Origin of the sequence: Bacillus sp. FSL P4-0334 (genome assembly GCF_038004825.1) — a bacterium.
Lineage (GTDB): Bacteria > Bacillota > Bacilli > Bacillales > Bacillaceae > Bacillus > Bacillus velezensis.
In genome coordinates, this window is sequence record NZ_JBBORX010000001.1 from 3,553,325 (window position 1) to 3,571,268 (window position 17,944).

Here is a 17,944-nt window from a genome sequence, read left to right on the forward strand (position 1 = left end):
TCACCCCTTCACAGCTTTAAACTTCAGAGTGTTCCCCGACTGAAAGGATACAGCCTTCCCTTCGGCGGCCAGCACGTCAAGATGGCCGATCGTTTCTGACATCGTTAAAAACAATTCATTTTCATACACAGCCGGAAACAGCCGCCGGCATACCTGGAAAGCCGTCAGTGTTTCCTCTGACAACAGGCGCAGCACATATTCCGACCGATTTCTCTGTTTTTCAAGCCGCCTGTCAAAAGCAGGCTTTACGTCTGTCAGCAGATCGCCGTGTCCCGGATATAAAAAGGACGGGTTTACGTCATACAGCCGCTTCATTGAGTTCAAGTAGTCGAGCATCGGGGCCGCGCGCACGCCCCCCTTTTCCGGAGCTTCCAGAATCGGATTGGTGGAGCTGTTGGACAAAAGCAGATCGCCGCTGAACATTTCACCGCTTTTTTCATGGTAGAGCGCAATGTGAGAAGCGGCATGACCCGGGATTTCGAGCACCGTCCAGCCGTTAAGCCCGTCAATTTTTCCGCCTTCCCTCACTGTTTTCGTTAACGGACGGTTTGCAGAAAATAAGTATGACAGCTTAACTGTTTTATGTATGTCTTCGGGCGTCAGAGGAACGCCCATTTCTGTCATAAGCGACAGAAAAAAATCCTCCTGCCGGGCGATATACGACTGGTTCTGAGTAATGTACCTGTCATTCAGCGGATGTCCGATCACTTCCGTATCCTCAGAAAAAAGGTGCAGCAGACCTGAATGATCTGCGTGATGATGAGTGAGCACCACCTGTTCTATATCCGCCGCAGAAACCCCGTGTTCCTTAAGCTGCAATGAGAGCGATTCAGCCGCTTCCTTTGTATTCGGGCCGCAATCAATAAGGGTTAGGGCTTCATCTTTTACTAAATAAACGATAACGTCGCCGACTGCAAACGGAGTCGGCACACGTATCGGAATGATCTTTCTCGCTGCCATGTTTACGCTCCTTCGTTCTTTTCATTCCTGAATAATCATATTTTAGCGTTTTCTTTTCACTGTGTCATTATTGCCGCATATCGGAAAAAAAGATTGACATCCCGCTCTTGCGCATAGCATAATGAACAACAAACTAGAAAACACGGAACGCGATGACGAGGAACTAGTATATAAACAACGGCAGCAGAGAGCAATGTCCCCGGCTGAAAGACATTGCGGCCCTCTTGTTTACAGAACCTGCCCTCAGAGCGGTTAGGAAAACCTAAACGTATCCCCTCGTTACGGGATTTGAGCTGAGCACGGCTGATTCGTGCTAATGTAAGGTGGTACCGCGAAACCTTTTCGTCCTTTTTGACGGGAAGGTTTTTTTGTGTTTTGAGAAGAAGGAGGATTTATATGAAGAAAATCGGTTTTATCGGGGCCGGATCAATGGCGGAAGCAATGGTGAACGGACTGCTGCAAAGCGGGATGACAGCCCCCGGACATATATATATGACAAACCGGTCAAATGACAGCCGGCTTGAAGAGCTCCAAAAAACGTACGGAGTGAAACCGTGCCGGGATAAAGAAGAGTTTTTCAGCAATACCGACATTATCGTTCTCGCCTTTAAACCGAAAGATGCGGCAGAAAGCATTGAGAACATTCGCGAATACGTGAAAGATCAGCTTGTGATTTCTGTCATCGCAGGGCTGACGATTCACACGATTCAGCAATATTTCGGCAGAAAGCTCACCATCATCCGGGCGATGCCGAATACATCCGCGGCCATTCAGCAATCGGCGACCGGTTTTTCCGCAAGCTCCGAGGCGAGTGAAGCTGAAATCCGGACGGCAAAAGAGCTTCTGGAAACAATCGGAGAAGCGACGCGCTTTGAAGAAAAACACCTTGATGCCGTCACAGCCATTGCCGGAAGCGGTCCCGCCTATGTGTACCGGTATGTCGAAGCAATGGAAAAGGCCGCCCTTCAAGCCGGCCTGCCGGAAGAAACGGCAAAAGAGCTGATTTTACAAACCATGGCCGGGGCGACGGAAATGCTTAGAACAAGCAGCAAACGGCCTGAACGCCTGCGCAAGGAAATCACAAGCCCGGGCGGCACGACTGAAGCAGGCCTTCGCGCATTAGAAGAGCGCCGCTTTGAAGAAGCCATCATGCACTGCATCGCAGAAACCGCAGCCCGGAGCGCCGAAATTAAAGAACAATTCGCAGGCTCCGTTCTGCAAAAGACGGACCAGTGATAAAGCATGGGGCTTCCCATGCTTTTTTCATTCTGTTTAACTGCCGTATAAGCGGCTGATTCTCTCTTTTACTTCAGGAAGATGGAATGTGGCTTCGTGCATGTTCACCTCTTCCTCAACCGCTTTTGTCAGCTCTCTTTTGATCCGTGCCGTCACATTGGTTTTCAGCGCAACCAGTGAGGCTCTCGGTTTATCCGCCAGCAGCCGGGCTAATTCGCGGCCTCTTTGAAGGACGTCTTTTTTCGGCAGCACTTCAAACGGAACTCCCCGTTTTTCCAGAGCGGCGCCGCTGAAATTCGCGGCAGTAAACAGCATTTCTTCCCCGAGGACAATTCCCAGTTTTTCAGGCACAATATACGTCGCGCCCATTCCCGGTGTAAATCCGTACTTCATATAATTACAAGAATAAAAACTCTCTCTGCTTAAAATCACAAAATCCGAGCTCAGACCGATCGTAAAGCCGGCTCCGATCGCATGCCCCTGCATGGCGGAAATCACAGGGATCCTGCAATCCAATAAAAGACTGTGAAGCTTTAAATCTGTAAATTGGAGCTTTCCGCTCTGAATGGTCAAAAGCCCCTCCTGCGTTCCTCCCGTGCAGAAATAATTTCCGTAACCCGTCAGAAGGACGGTTTTATAGGACGGGTGGGCATTGATGTCTTGGAATACCCGGTGCAGCTCTCTGACAAACTCTTCTGACAGCCCGTTTTTCCCGGCCGTATCCTGCATTGTGACCTGCACAATGCCCGGTTCTGTTTCCTGTACATCAATCATTGGATTCATGTTTATTCTCCGTTTCTTTAAAAATACTCAAGCCTTCCGTCTCTGAGTGTTTCTGATACTAGGTCGTCCATTCATACTTTCTGTGAAACTCTTTTATTTCAGTCAGCACCAATCGCGTTTTTCCTTGATGCGCATTCGGGATGTCTGCTGCGGGCGCGGCATTTCTTGTGCCGAATTTTACGATGCCGCTGTCTTGGAGCAGCCGGTCATAATCAGCCATCGATAAACGGACGCGTTCATCCAAATGCCGGCTGATCTGAAATTGATTCTGCCGCGTACGGCTTTGCGGCATAACGACACCGCTGTAAAATTCAGAACAGCAGCCCGAACCGTATGAAAAACAGCCGACTCGTTTCGGCGTTTCAAAAGAGCCGTTATCAATCGTGCTGGCAAGAGATAAAAATACGGTGGCCCCCATGATGTTGCCGACGCGCTGACAGTATTGAATCCCAGGCAGCACGCGTTGCTGAAAATCCGCTTCAATGTCTTGCGGCTTAGCCTTTGCCAATTTTCTCATCATCGTCCGATGCGCTCCTTTTACCATTCCGCCAAACGGAGTATGAAAAGAAAGGTATTGAAATGTATTCTTATAATCCGCCCCGCTCACACGCTTTCTGTATTCCTGAAATGATTTTTCACAGCAGTCCAAATAAGACATGAGCGACAGATCAGCATCCCCCGCTTCACTATCCGGGATCGGGCGGCAGGTATCCATGACTTCATACCCGTAATACCCGCTTGCGCCTTGATCAAGCAAAAAGACATGAGGGGTGCTGCTGACTAAAAGCGCCACAGCTCCCGCCCCCGCACTCGGTTCGGCATAGGACCATTCCTCCGTCAACGCGTCACCGCCTTCAGCCACTAAAAAGCGGGAAATATCCGTTCCGATGATGAGCGCTTTCGCTCCCGGCGATGTTTGCGATAAGATGAAATTCACGCCCATTTGAAACCCGGCCGTTAAAGAATAGCAAGCCTGTTTCACCTCAAATAACCGGCAATTCCGCTTCAGCTGCAAATAATCATGGACGTATGTACTGATGGATTTGCCAAAATCAATCCCGGATTCCGTACAGGTGATGACCATTTCAATCTGATTCCGTTCCTCTTCTGACAGAGAGTCGATAATTGGTTTTGCGGCATTTACGGCGAACGTAATCGGATCTTCAAACGGAAGCGCCACCACTTTTTCTTTCATCAGCAGGTTCTCAAACCTTTTTTTATCCAAGTTCCGATGTTCCGCAAGCTCCATGACGTCTACATACGCGGTTCCGCCAAACACGTTCATTGCTTCGATTCCTACATTCATTTCTCCAAGCCCCCAGAGTAAAGAGGCTTCCTGTGGAAGCCTCTTTTATTTTTTCGCTCAAAACTCAACAAGCAGCCTGTCAACGCCGTGAAATACAGGGCTCGGAACCAGATTCGGCTCTTGATCCTCAGTAAAACGCCATGCGGGCACCTGTTCAAAAAAGTGGGAAAGCGCGATTTTCGCTTCAAGCCGGGCCAGCGGCGCTCCTAAACAATAATGGCTGCCCTGACCGAATGACAGATGCTGATTCGGCTTTCGTCCCAAGTCAATTTGATCGGCATTTTCAAACTTCTTTTCATCTCTGTTCGCCGATCCAATCCACGCATACACTTTTTCTCCGGCCGGAATCGTTTTTCCGCCAATCTCGCTCTCAACCGCGGTGTAGCGGGTTACCCGCTGAATGGAAGGTCTGAGGCGGATGACTTCCTCAATAAAGTCAGGAAGGAGCGCCTTGTTTTCAAGCAGCCGGGGCAGAATGTGCGGGAACTCCTTGAGACTGAGAAATGAATTTCCGATCACATTTTCCGTCGTTACGTGCCCCGCGACGATCAACAAGCCGCAAAAACCGATTAATTGCTTGTCTGACAGTGGCTCTCCGTCTAAATCAGCTGAAATTAAATGGCTGATTAAATCATTTTGCGGCTGTTTTCTCCGCTGTAAAATAAACTGCATGAAGTATCCGATCATCTGCTTTTGCACTTCATTCATTTTCTTTTCATCTTTTACATTCTGGCTTTGGTCGACCCAGCCTTTAAAGATATCTCTGTCTTTCGGAGGAAATCCTAAAAGCTCTGCGATCACGATAATCGGAAGCGGAAATGCGTAATCTTCAATAATGTCCATCCTGTCTTTTGAACGGACGGTCTGAAGCAGGTCATCAGCGATAGCGGCTATACGCGGTGCAAGAGTCTCAACCGATTTCGGCATGAACGGCTGATTGACCAATTTTCTGAAGACGGTGTGTTCAGGCGGGTCCATTTTCAAAAGGCTGTCTTTGTTAATATGCCGAATCATTTTTTCCTGTTTGTCCGCACTTAAGTATTTATGATCGGAAGAAAAATGACTGTAGTCAGAAATCACCCGCTTCACTTCATCATAGGTGAAGATTTCCCAGCAATCTTCCTTTTTATTGTAATGAACGGGAGAGGTTTCTCTCATCGTTTGGTACCACTTGTACGGCTGCTGCTGTCTGATTTTTGTTAAACTGGTCATTTTCATTCCTCCAAGATGTGATCAAGATTTGAAATGACCCGCCAAAGCTTACGAGTAAACCCGGCGGGCGGATATGTGAAATTACGGTCTTGTTTTGGCGGGCTGCTTCAGCATCTCACCATGCACATTCAGTATCTTTTCCTGCAGCTGCAGAAAGCTGTATTCTGTCATTCCGTCTGCCGAATATAAAACGCCGCAAAATTCAGAAATCGTTTCGGCTGTGCTGTCTTCTGCCAATAACGTCATATGGTTGGATACCGCCACATCCATGATGGCGATGTTTGTCATATGCTCTTCCCACTGGCTCCAATAGTTGACGAAATCAGCGGATAAAATATCAGCCCTGATCGTAAAATACGGATCAAGCTCACCCAAGAAAATACCGTTTTTATTTCGGAAATAATAGCATGTCACCCCGTTCGGATCCGGAAGCGGCAGGAGTTCGTAATCAGTGATTTCGTAAGCGTCCTGAACGTTTATATTCTGCCTGATCAGATTTTTCACCAACGCGTCCGTCTTCGTTAACCCCCGCTGTTTGGCTTTTGCGATTAATTGCTCTAAAAATATGTCTTCATGAAGATCGGCATTCAGTTCATCACGATGAATCAAGGTTTCAGAAATGCGTTCCGGATGTTGATAGATTGGTGCAAATAAAGCCATGTTCACCGTCTGCAGCATCATATTTTTATCAAATAATTCATCAGGAATGTTTATTTCCCGCGCACCCGCCGAGTCAAAGGAGTCGAGCATGACGATTGACTCAACGGTTTCTCCAGCCAGCTGCAATTGCCGGGTGACTTCATAAGCGAGCATGCCCCCTAATGAATAGCCGCCCACATCGTAAGGACCCCGGGACTGCACGGTACGTATGAGCTTAACGTAATATTCGGCCATGTTTTTAATGCCGCGGATCGGTTCCCGGTCTGTCATCCACCCTCTTGCCTGAATTCCGTAAAAAGGACGCCCGGTCCGTTCGGCAACAGGCTGGTACAGCTCCACTGCCCCCAGCGCGGAATGAAACCAGAAAATCGGTCTTCCCTTTCCACCCGGGTTAAGACAGATCAGCTCGGGCGGTTCTTGATCATCTGTCTCTTCTGATATATCGTTTTGTTTCGTATGTTCCCCATGTACTTCCTCAGTGTCTTTTTGGACAGAACCGGTCAGATACCCGGCTAATGTTGCGATTGTCGGATATTCATAGACCAGATTTGCCGTAATAGACGCTTGATAGGCTTTATTAATGGACTGAACCCATTCCACACCGATAATAGAATCCAGCCCCATCTCAATGAATGCCTCATGCTCATCAATATCTTCCGGCTTCAGAAACAGGATGTCCGCAAGGCTTTCTTTGAGCTCTTTGCGCAAAGTGCCGTCAGAGATGCCGGCAAGGGGAGTTTCTGCTTCCGGGATTTGCGGACGTACCGCTGTTTCCTCCGCTTCAGCATACTCGGGTTTCTTTATTTGTCCCGCTATATATTCCGCAAGCTCTTCAAGCGTCGGGTGTTCATACACCTTATTGGCAGTAATCTCAGTGTGGTACGTTTTATTTACTGATTGTATCCATTCAACCCCGATAATGGAGTCAAGCCCCATGTCGATGAAAGGCTCATCAGCATCAATATCTTCCGGTGACAAAAATAAAATATCTGCCAGGCTTATCCTCAATTCTTCAAGCAATGTTCTATTGTCTTCGGAAACGGCTTTTTCTGGCTGCTGGACAGAAACAGTACAATCCAAAGGCTGTAACACGATCGGTTTTTGCAATGTCTCCGGTTCAAACGCTGTCATTTCGATCTCAGTTAAAGGACTCAGAGAAATCAGCCCTTCATGTTCAGGCGGCGAAGACGGGAGAACGGTTTGCGTTTCAGACTTTTTCATGGTCTGTCCTGGTAAAGAACTGTTTACATCAGCCGCCCAATACCTTTCTTTTAAAAACGGGTAGGCAGGAAGCGGCGTTTTATAATATTGCCCTCCGTCAAAAAGCCGTGTAAAAGGAAGATCATACCCTCTGCAAAAAAGGTCAGCGATATGTGCCAGGCTTTCTCTGTACTGTGCGGGCGAAGCCGCCGAGCGGCACTGTTCAATGCATTCCATTCCGAATGTTTTCATTCCGGCTTCTTCTGCCGGCTTCTGATCCTTCAAATTGGACACAAACACACCCGGAAGCTCTCTTTTTACAAGCCACTCCGATAATACCCGCTTCAGTTCGTCCGCACTGCTTACGATACAGGCAAACCGGTGATGTAAATGCTTTCTGCCGAGCAGGAGCGTATAACTTATATTTCCCAGATCGCTGTCTTTGTTCTTGCTGAGTGAATCCAGCAGGCGTTCTGCCTGAATTTCCAGCTGACGCTCCGTCCGCGCAGATAAAGGAATGAGGCAGACCGGTTTTGCCGGCGACCGGCGCACGGTTTGCGGCGCCTCTTCAATCACAAGATGGGCATTTGTTCCGCTGAATCCGAATGAACTGATGGCGGCTCTGCGCGGTGCATCCGGATTCCGTTCCCACGGTATCAGCTTTTCATTCACAAAAAACGGGCTGTCCGCAAATTGAATATGCTGATTGGCTTGGTGAAAATGCAGGGAAGCCGGAATCTGCCGATGCTTCAGCGACAGCAGGATTTTAAACAGTCCGGCCATCCCCGCGGCCGCAGCGGCATGTCCGAGATTGGTTTTCACAGAGCCGATGGCGCAATATCCTTTTTTATCCGTATAGCGGCGGAAAGCGCGCGTTAAGGCGCCGAATTCGATCGGGTCGCCCAGTGCAGTGCCCGTTCCGTGAGCTTCCACCATTTGAATGGTTTCCGGATCAATGTGAAAAGTATCATAGACATGACGTTCCAATCGTTCTTGAGAAAGCGCGCTTGGAGCGGTGATTCCGTTTGTAGCGCCGTCCTGATTCATTGCAGATCCTTTTATGACGCCGTACACATGATCTCCGTCACTAACGGCGTCGCTAAGACGTTTCAGCACCACCGCTCCCACGCCTTCACCCGGCACGAACCCGTCCGCGCTTTGATCAAACGTATGGCAGCGTCCGGTCGGTGACAGCATATTCGCCTTATTTGACGACTGATAAAAAGCAGGAGTGGATTGAATGAAAACCCCGCCCGCCACCGCCATTTCCGTTTCTTTCGTCCAGAGCCCCTGACATGCCAAATGAATGGCTGTCAGTGAACTGGAACATGCCGTATCAACAGTGATCGCCGGACCTTGTAAATTAAGGTGATAGGCGATCCTTGCCGGAGTGACGGAATTGTGATTGCCCCAAAACGCCTGCGCGGGCCCCTGCTGTTTAAAAATGGCCTGGTAATCTCCGCCGCAGGAGCCGGCATACACGCCGCATTCCCGGCCTCTTACCGAGTCTCCCGCATATCCCGCATCTTCAAGCGCTTTCCATGATTCTTCCAAAAACAGCCGCTGCTGAGGGTCCATATAGGTCGCTTCACGTCCCGATATATGAAAGAAAACGGGGTCAAAACATTCAATGTCCTCTATAAAACTGCCATACTGGCATTGGCTGTCAGAGATATCCCATCTGTCTGCTTTTTTAATCAGATCCCGTCCGGCGGCTAAGTGTTCCCAAAACTCATGGAGATTCTCCGATTCAGCAAACCGCCCGCTCATCCCGATAATCGCGATCGGTTCTTTTTCAGGTAACACAGCTGCTGATTTTACTGTATCGGCCGGATCCTTTTGTTCGGGGCGGTACGTCATTTGATACGGCTCAGAAACGCTAATGACGATTTTCCCGATATTTCCGCGGTCATCCAGACAGTGATACGCTTCTTTTATGTCTTCAAAGGAAAAGATTTTTGAGATGACAGGCTGAATGACTCCCTCTTCCGCCAGCCGCTGCAGTTCCAATTGATAGTCCTTGACCTGATCCGGATTTTGAAGGGACAGCTTCCGCAAATCCACGCTGTGAAACGATTGATTGTTATGAAGGACGGACAAGTCGACTGATTTAGCGGATTTCAGCGCAGTCATGGCAATTTCGATATATCTTCCGCCCGGCGCCAGGCAATTCATTCCTTTTTGCAAGGCATCACCGGCCAGGGTATTAATGACAACATCCACCCCCCGGCCGCCGGTCATTCGCATGATTTCCGTTTCAAAATCTTCTTCTAAATAGCAAATGGTATTGCGGACCCCGAGCGAATGCAAATACTCAATTTTTTTCTGTGATCCGGCCGTGGCATATATTTCCGCGCCGATATGCCGGGCCATTTGCACCGCGATCAGCCCCGTTCCTCCCGTCGCGGTCTGAATTAATATTTTTTCGCCTTTTTTAAGTCCGGCTTTCCGGAAGGCGTCTATCATTGTCACCGCCACGGTGGGAAGAGCGCATGCTTCTTCAAAGGTCAGCCGGGCCGGTTTATGATAGACTTGATGTTCTTTACATGTGATGAGATTCGCCTGAGATCCAAATTCCTCTCCCATGCCGACAATCACTTCATCACCTGGAATGACGGATGTTACATGCCTCCCTGTCTTGATCACGACGCCGCTTGCTTCAAATCCCGGAGTGAACGGATAAGGCGGCATCGTCGGGTACAGCCCTCTGACACAAAGCAAGTCTCCGAAATTTAAAGAAAAGGCGCGGACGGCTATTTGAACCTCGTCATCTTTTGTCTCGGGCACTTCACTGCGGGCAATCGTCAGATCTTCAATGCCGCCCGGACGGTCAATCACAACCCGTAACATTCCCGAGTCATCGGACTTTGCGAAAGAAGGCGGCATACGTTCTTGTTTCGGTTTCTGATAACCGTTTTCCTTTCTTTCCGTCTGCAGAGGTTTTTCAGCAGGCCGTTCTTCCTGAAGCGCCGGGCGGATTTTCGCTCTTTCGGCCTTCAGAGACGAGGCTATGATGGTTTCGTATTCTTCCGAGATATAACCGGTCAGCAGTTTCACATGATAGTAATCAAATAAAATCGTTGTCTGCAGTGTAAGATTCAATCGCTTATTAATCTCGTTAATCACATTGACGGCCAGAATGGAATCAATGCCGTATTCAGAGAAATTCAGTTCTTCCTGAATATCCTCTTCTTTCATTTTTAATACATCGGCAATACTTGTTTTGATGACAGAGCGGACATGGGAAGAGACCGATTCCCCATCAGCCTTAACAGCTTGATGCTCCTCTGGCGCGCGGCTGCGGGAAGCAGGCTGCGCGGGCTTTCGGAAAACTTCGGCCGGGGCGGCGTATGGCTTTCTGCCGTCTCTGATCCCTTGCATCCGGACGAGTCCGTCACTCTCAGCTGCGATAATCTGCTGGCCTAAATCATGAGCCGTTTCAGCAGGGAAACAAACCGCTCTGTATCCTTCCGAATGCAGCACACGCTCCCACGATTTTGGATATAAGCCGGGACTTCCCGGAATCCGAAGCTCAGCATCCTCATAGGACCACCACCCGTCAAGCAGCCCGAAGGTTAAATGGGTAAAAACAGAACGATCGCTGATTTCGTTTATCAAAATCATCCCGTTGTATTTCAGGAGCGCTTTCAGACGGCGCAGTGTCAAACCGATATTTTTTGTGGCGTGAAGCACATTGGCGGCGATGACAATATCGTAAACACCCGTTTTGATATTTTGTGATTCGCAAGGCTCCTCCGCATTAAACAAGGCTGTTGTCAAATACGGCACATCAGGTCCGTATTCCTGTTCGGCATGCATTAAAAAAGCTTTAGAAACGTCCGTATAACAATATTCCGCAATCTGTTTTGCAAATGGTTTCAGTTTTGTAAACAGCATGGCGCTCGTTCCGCCCGTCCCGGCCCCTACTTCTATCAGCCTGATGCGGGCATCGGGGTGTTCTGTAAGATAGGCTTTCAGGTAAGCGGCCGCGGAATCTGCTAACACTTCATTAAAATAATCCGCGACGGGATTATGCTTATAAACACCTTCAACGAGCCGCATTGATGAATCGGGAAATACGATATCCGTAGCCGGACGTTCTCCTTTTAAAATGGAAGGCATCGCTTTTATCGTCGCCTCGGCCAATTCAGCTTGCGCAAGCTCCCCATTGGGAAGCAGGCGTTTATGGGCATTCCACTCATTCCAGACTGTGCGGCCGTCCGGGCGCTGATCCGTGAGAAGAGTGATCGTGTATCCGTCATACGCGATATATCCGTTTTCTTTTAATAGATTCAAGCTTTCTTCCAGCCATCTGCCGTATGTGCCGATCACGCCGGCGCTCCGCATGGATGCTGCAGGTGTGGTGACAGGCTCGCTGAAAAACCCGATTGACTGTAATTGGTAAAAGAGCAGTTTGCAAAGAAGGCTGTTCATATGCGCAACTCCATTTCTCGTTTTAAAGTCTCAAGCCGGTCATTCCGATCCGGATTTTGCCGCTTGACGCTTTCCATAAATGAAGGCTTCGGGCCGGATACAACCGATATTGCATCTTGATCCGTCAGCGCGGCTAAGCCGTGCGGAGCAGCTTTGATGAATGCCGCTTGGCTGAACGGTTCTGATAGTAAGACTTCCAGCGCCTCCATTGCTTCATCGGGTTCAATAGAACCGATCCCTGACGCCTCCATCCGTTTTCTGTAAGACGGGTCTGATACAACACCCAGACTGCCCCAATATCCCCAATTCATGACTTTCACTTCACAATCAAGCAAGGAAGCGATATGGCGGGCAAAGGAGTCTTGAAATGTACACCCTGCCGCATAGTTGCTTTGCCCGGCATTTTTTGTGAAAGAATTAACGGATGAGAAAAACAGCACAAAATCAAGCGGTTCTCCCTTAAAAGCTTCGATCATTCGGACGCTCGTATTCACCTTAGCTGAATAAGCGTTTCTGAAAGAAGCTTCATCCATATTCGCCATACTTTTGTCGGCAAGCGTTATCGCGGAATGGATGACTCCCGTTATATTGCCGTATTGTTCTCTTACGGAACGGACGGCCGCTTTAAGCGCTGCGGCATCTTGAGCATCAGCCTGTATATAATGCGGCGCGGGGCCTGATAGCGCCAGCCTGTCTATTTTGCTCTGAATCTCCTGATCCTTAGGCCGCCTGCCGATCCATATCATCCGTGCCTTGTAACGGGTGATCATGTATTTGCTCCATGCTTCTCCGATGCCGCCCGCTCCGCCGATGACAGCATAAACGCCGCCTTCTCTGTACGACATACGCGGAGCGGAACTTGTCAGCACCCGGACTGTTTTTTGCTTGTGCCAAGCTCCGTGACGGTACGCGGCAGCATTTCCGCCCGGATCTGGAGGAAGGCGCCAGATGTTTTTCATCTCAGACGAATCACTGCCTTCTTCTGCATCAATCAGCCTGATGTCCCAGTTCGGATATTCTTTTGCCAATGAACCGATCAAACCGTGTACGCCTGCATGCTCAGGCTGCGGCAGATCACCCGGATACACGGACTGTGTCTGCCGGGTCACCGCCGTAAAGCTGATGTTTCGGTTTCCATACCCGAGTGACAGCAGCGCTTTGATGAAACGGAAACATTGAATCACCCCATTCTCCTGCTCATCAAGCATTTCCTGACTGACGGATGCGGGTGCGAAACGATCCGGCGCAATCCATAAGAAATGGCGGATATCCTGATACCCGGCTGTCAATTCACGTAATGTTTGCTCGCTTGAATGATCCGGCGTCTCCGCCAGATGGGCGCGGGGCCACATTTTTGCCGCAGCCTTTATGGTATTTCCCGGCTTTCCGATGATCAGCAATTGTTCCTGATCAACCGCTCGATTTTCTTCCAGAGAAAAGAAAGTTTTGTCCCAAACAGGGGCAAGCATCGCCGTCTGAACTTCCTGCCGTTTGCTTTCGGTTTGGTTTGTCTGCCGGACAGCCCGGCAGGAAAATCCTGTTAATCTCATACAAACAGCGCCGTTTTCATCACATAAATCAATATCCAGCGTCAGCGCTCCGTTATCTGACCGATCGCTCTGTTTGCGGACAAGCGCCCACATCGTTTTCTGAGTCGGCAGAAATATTTCTGCCTGCCTCAGGGAAAACGGCAGCATCGGAGTGTCTCCGGCAGTATCTGAACCGGCACCCATTGACGCCTGAAACGCGGCATCTAAAAGACTCGGATGGATGACAAACTGATCGGCGGTACTGTCTGCCGTTTCCGGCAGCGACAGCCGGGCTGCAGCACCCCTCTCTCCGATCATCAGCTGATCAATTCCTTGATGGCTCGGCCCGTATATCATACCCGCATGCCGGAAAGCCTGATAAACCTCATCAGACGTCATAACCGATTGGCTGCAGTCGGACAGCCAGCCCTCTAAGTGAACTGACGGAGCCGCTGCTATCTCTCCTGATACCGCGGTGCCTTTACTGTATAAAATCCGTTCTCCCCCGGGTTCTTCCGATAGGCTGTAAATTGTAAATTCAATGTCTTCATTTCCCTTAAGGATAAGGCTGATATGGACTTCTACATCCGTCCCCTTATGAACGACAGGCCTCATCCATATGAGATCTTTCAAATACAGTCCTTTACGTCCGTCCGGCACAGCGTATGCGGCACGCTCAACGGCCGCCCTGGCCATTTCGATCACGGCGGCTCCCGGGAGCACCTTCTCCCCATTGACTGTGTGGTCAGTGAAAAAGAATTCCCGTCCGGTAAAAACGGAGGTGAATTTCAGCTCCCACAGATCGGATGTGTTTTCATGAAGCAGCGGATGGATCACCGTTTTGCCGTCATTCCGTTTTGAAACCGCCTCGGCTTCATCTTGAATCCAGCATCTGACCTTTGCAAACGGATAGGCGGGAAGGCTGATTCTCCGGGGTTTTTGTCCCGAATATAACAAGTTCCAGTCCACATCGACTCCCTGCACCCACATGTTCAGCAAATGACCGTACTTTCTCTTTTTCAGCCATTTGACCATGGCTTCCTGCAAATCTTCATCAGATTCAAACACAGCCACTGTCTCATGATTTCGCTTCGCCCGCCCCCTGTAAAGATGCGGTGCGTTTTCATTTTCCAAGTACGATCTGAGCTTGTCCTCCAGCTCCTTAAGAGAGTCCGCAATGAAAGCCAGCCGCTCATCCATCGCTTCCCGCCCCGCTTGTAAAGTGTATGCGACATCAAATAAGTCCGGCTTATCCGTATGCTTCTTTTGAAGAAAAGCAAGAAGGCGCTCCGCATATTCTGTCAGACGCTCCCCATTTTTCGCAGACAGCAGAATGACAGCCGGCTCTTGGCTGCTGATTGCTTGTTTGACAGGAGCCTCATATTCTTCAATAATGATATGCGCGTTAGAACCGCCCGCCCCAAAGCTGCTGATCCCCGCCCTGAGAGGCTGTTCTGCTCCGTCTGCTGCAATCCGTTTCCAATCTGTTAATTCCCGGCAGACGGAAAACGGTCCTTCATCAAATTGGATATTCGGATTTAAAACATCTGCATGCAAAGATGGGGCGATTTGTTTGTGCTTCATCTGCAGCAGCACTTTTGTGACAGCGGCGATGCCTGCTGCTGATTCCCCATGTCCGATATTTGATTTGACAGACCCGATGAGACATGTTTCAGGAACATCACCGAATGCATCGGTTAAAGCCCGGATTTCAATCGGATCGCCTAATTTCGTCCCTGTCCCGTGCGCTTCCACATAGCTGATCTGGCTCGGAGAAACCCCCGCCTCCTGTAAAGCTTGAGAAATGACTTCGCTTTGCGCCTTGGGGTTCGGTACGGTGTAACCGCTCGCTCTTCCGCCGTGATTAATGGCAGCTCCCTTAATGACGCCGTAAATCCGATCTCCGTCTTGTACGGCGTCTTCTAAACGTTTAAGAAGCAGCACCCCGACCCCTTCTGCCGGAATATAGCCGTCACCCCCGGCGCCGAAACTCCCGCAGTGTCCTTTAGATGAGATGAACTGCCCCTGGCTCAGCATGAAGTACTTGTTAGGATGAACGGTGAGATTCACTCCGCCGGCAAGCGCCGCGCGAATCCGATGATCCCGCAGATCCCGGCACGCCATGTACAATGAAGTCAGCGAACCCGAACACATCGTATCGACCGAAATGCTCGGCCCTTGAAAATCACAAAAATAGGAGACACGGTTAGCAATGGATGAAATCCCGCCGGGGAGCCCGATATGCCGTCCTTTCACTCCCGCTTCAGCCGCGAATAGCGGGTATTCCTGATACATGACACCGGCATACACACCTACCTGACGGCCCAGTTCAGGTGATGTCCTCGTATATCCCGCATCCTCCATGGCCATCCACGCATGCATTAAAAACAGCCGTTCCTGAGGATCAAGGTGTTCCGCTTCACGGGGGGAAATCTTAAAGAACTCAGGATCAAAATCGGCGATCCCGTCAATGAATCCGCCCCATTTGCTGTAGATCGCTCCCGGCGCCGTCCGGTCCTCGGAAAAGTAATGTTCCCATTTCCAGCGGTCTTTCGGAATTTCGGTAATACAATCCTTTCCTTGTTTGAGATTTTCCCAAAACGCATTGATATCATCGGCCTGCGGATACTTGCCGGAAATCCCGACAATGGCAATATCCAGCGGTTTTCCTTTCGTTTTCGGACGGTTTTGATTCCCGGACGGGGCAAAAGACGCATTTTCAAGCCGATTTGGCTGAAGCACTTCTTTCACAGACGCGTTTTTCAATTCCGCCAGCTGTTCCCCGGTATGACTGAGGACTGCGGCATCAAATGAGAGAAACCCGTCTTTTTTATGTTTGATTGTATTCACCACATAGGCGGTATCAGACATGACTGGTCCGTAAAGCGTCAGCCTCTCAATCATGAGCGGGACGTGAATCCGCTTTTTCAGCTGCAATTCTTCTTCACCGAGCGACATATAACAAGAATTCAATATAAGCGGGTCAAATGCAAAGTGACGCAGATCGCCTTTTTCTTTTTTTCCTGATAAGTCCAGCTGCAATAAAAAGGAGCTCTCACTCATTTTGTATCCCGCCGTTACCGTTTTCAGCATCGGGCCTATCGTGAAGCCGGCAACCGAATCGTACAGACGGGAAATAACATCCGGCGCTACCTTTTGTGCATGCGCCTTCATTTGTTCAACGTCATACGATTTTTTTACGGGTGCCTCTATACCTCTGCTTATTTCTCCTTCGGCACACGTCTTCCGGCTTTCTTTACCGGAAACAGTGCAGCTTGCGGTAAAGCGTTCGGCACTCTTTTCTGCCGCAAATGAAATGTCAATCTGTGCGGCCTCTCCCGGCTCCAGCGTGACGGGCCCGCCCGTAAAGCGGATATCTTTCAGCTCGGCGGGATACGTGCCGGAATGAGACGCTCCGGATGCTTCAAGCACCAGACACGGATACACTACACCCATCAGTGCCGGTTTGCCGAAAACCAGATGATCCTGAAGGAATGCTTCATGTTCATAGAAAGTAAATGTCTGACTGACTGATTGCGTTTCAGAGACCGGTGCTGCATCCGCGACAAGGCCGGAAGATTCTTCTGTTCCTTTTGTTTTTATGTCTTCAAGCAGTTCGGATATGCTGCTGCACTCAAATAAAAGAGTCGGATTCAGCCGCAGATCAAACGCCCCTTCGATGTCTTTAATAATGGCCAGAAGCTGTGACGATTCAAGACCTAATTCAAAAAACACGGTGTGCGCATCATTTCTTGTGACAGGACGGCCTACGTATGTTGAGAAAATGCGGTATAAGGTTTCCTCCATCTGCTGAACGCCTGGTATCAGCTGCCGGTCTGTCCGCACCTTTTTGGCTGTCAGGCCGAGCAGTGAAGCAATATGCGCACCGCTGAGGTTGTAAAAGTCAATATCCATTTTCACCATTTCAGAAGGCGTGCCGGATTTTTTCGAAATCACCGCGTAACAGCGCTCCGTAACGGTTTCAGCGGCAATAAACGAATCATAATAAATCGGTAAAAACAAACCGGCGCCTGCAGCTGTCTGCAATACGCCGGAGGCCATGGCGGCACCGTCCATCAGCGCGGGATGAAAGAGAGCGCCGGGGAGATTTTCCTGGCATGAATCAGACTGCCGAATATCAAGGAAACATTCCTCTTCATTTGCATAGATCTCTCCCTCCGGCTTCATCAGCCCGTCATGCGACAGTCCGCGGCTTCTCGCGTCTTCGTAAACCGTATGCAAGGAGACTGATGGAAGCGCAACTTGTTTTTTCTCTTCCGCGTCAAGGCGCTTATCTGATGAGAAAACCCCTTCATGCACCTCCGCTGATAAGAAAACCGTCCCGGAATCCGCCCCGCAAATCGAGGCTGTCCAGAACTCCTTTTCTTTGCTGAATATGACACTCACATCAAGCCGCTCTGACCGTTTCACTGATAAAGGATGATAAATGGTCACCCGTTTCAGACAGATGGAACGGAATGAAAGATCAAGGCTTTGCTTTGCCAGCTGATACAGCATATCAATATAGGCCAGACCGGGCATGACAGATTCTCCGTGAACAAGATGGTTTTTCATAATGGGATGTTCTGCCGTCAGGCGCAGATTCACTGTTTTTTTCATGGTT

At 49.6% G+C, this 17,944-nt stretch carries 7 protein-coding genes; 1 reads left to right on the forward strand and 6 read right to left on the reverse strand.

All coding sequences use genetic code 11. The features are described from left to right. The gene (locus NSQ37_RS18055; protein WP_025284961.1) at nt 1-960 is read right to left on the reverse strand and encodes an MBL fold metallo-hydrolase; all 960 of its coding nucleotides are present in this window, start codon (nt 958-960) and stop codon (nt 1-3) included. A 396-nt stretch (nt 961-1,356) separates the two neighbouring features. Here NSQ37_RS18055 and proC point away from each other — a divergent pair, with 396 nt between their 5' ends. Further along, on the forward strand, nt 1,357-2,196 hold the full coding sequence (gene proC, locus NSQ37_RS18060; RefSeq protein ID WP_012117916.1) for a pyrroline-5-carboxylate reductase: 840 nt from the start codon (nt 1,357-1,359) through the stop codon (nt 2,194-2,196). 36 nt (nt 2,197-2,232) lie between these two features. On the opposite strand, the gene NSQ37_RS18065 is transcribed toward proC, so the two are convergent. From NSQ37_RS18065 to NSQ37_RS18085, 5 genes are all read right to left on the reverse strand, one after another. Beyond that, nucleotides 2,233-2,979: a polyketide synthase gene (locus NSQ37_RS18065; protein ID WP_015240152.1), complete on the reverse strand. Its 747-nt coding sequence runs from the start codon at nt 2,977-2,979 to the stop codon at nt 2,233-2,235. 58 nt (nt 2,980-3,037) lie between these two features. Beyond that, on the reverse strand, nt 3,038-4,285 hold the full coding sequence (locus NSQ37_RS18070) for a hydroxymethylglutaryl-CoA synthase family protein (RefSeq protein WP_007409381.1): 1,248 nt from the start codon (nt 4,283-4,285) through the stop codon (nt 3,038-3,040). 57 nt (nt 4,286-4,342) lie between these two features. Then, complete coding sequence (locus NSQ37_RS18075; protein ID WP_169510027.1) at nt 4,343-5,497, reverse strand: cytochrome P450; 1,155 nt, start codon at nt 5,495-5,497, stop codon at nt 4,343-4,345. Between the two features lie 81 nt (nt 5,498-5,578). Beyond that, nucleotides 5,579-11,791 (reverse strand): beta-ketoacyl synthase N-terminal-like domain-containing protein, encoded by a 6,213-nt coding sequence (locus NSQ37_RS18080; protein ID WP_253612863.1) that lies wholly within the window; start codon nt 11,789-11,791, stop codon nt 5,579-5,581. After that, nucleotides 11,788-17,940 (reverse strand): type I polyketide synthase, encoded by a 6,153-nt coding sequence (locus tag NSQ37_RS18085; protein WP_326365174.1) that lies wholly within the window; start codon nt 17,938-17,940, stop codon nt 11,788-11,790. The genes NSQ37_RS18080 and NSQ37_RS18085 overlap by 4 nt, the downstream gene beginning before the upstream one ends. Nucleotides 17,941-17,944 lie beyond the last annotated feature (4 nt).

What these genes read in the sequence shown, in the direction of transcription:
- NSQ37_RS18080 (WP_253612863.1), bottom strand. Translation starts at nt 11,791, where the DNA reads ATGAACAGCCTTCTTTGCAAACTGCTCTTTTACCAATTACAGTCAATC.
- NSQ37_RS18075 (WP_169510027.1), bottom strand. Translation starts at nt 5,497, where the DNA reads ATGACCAGTTTAACAAAAATCAGACAGCAGCAGCCGTACAAGTGGTAC.
- proC (WP_012117916.1), top strand. Translation starts at nt 1,357, where the DNA reads ATGAAGAAAATCGGTTTTATCGGGGCCGGATCAATGGCGGAAGCAATG.
- NSQ37_RS18065 (WP_015240152.1), bottom strand. Translation starts at nt 2,979, where the DNA reads ATGAATCCAATGATTGATGTACAGGAAACAGAACCGGGCATTGTGCAG.
- NSQ37_RS18070 (WP_007409381.1), bottom strand. Translation starts at nt 4,285, where the DNA reads ATGAATGTAGGAATCGAAGCAATGAACGTGTTTGGCGGAACCGCGTAT.
- NSQ37_RS18055 (WP_025284961.1), bottom strand. Translation starts at nt 960, where the DNA reads ATGGCAGCGAGAAAGATCATTCCGATACGTGTGCCGACTCCGTTTGCA.
- NSQ37_RS18085 (WP_326365174.1), bottom strand. Translation starts at nt 17,940, where the DNA reads ATGAAAAAAACAGTGAATCTGCGCCTGACGGCAGAACATCCCATTATG.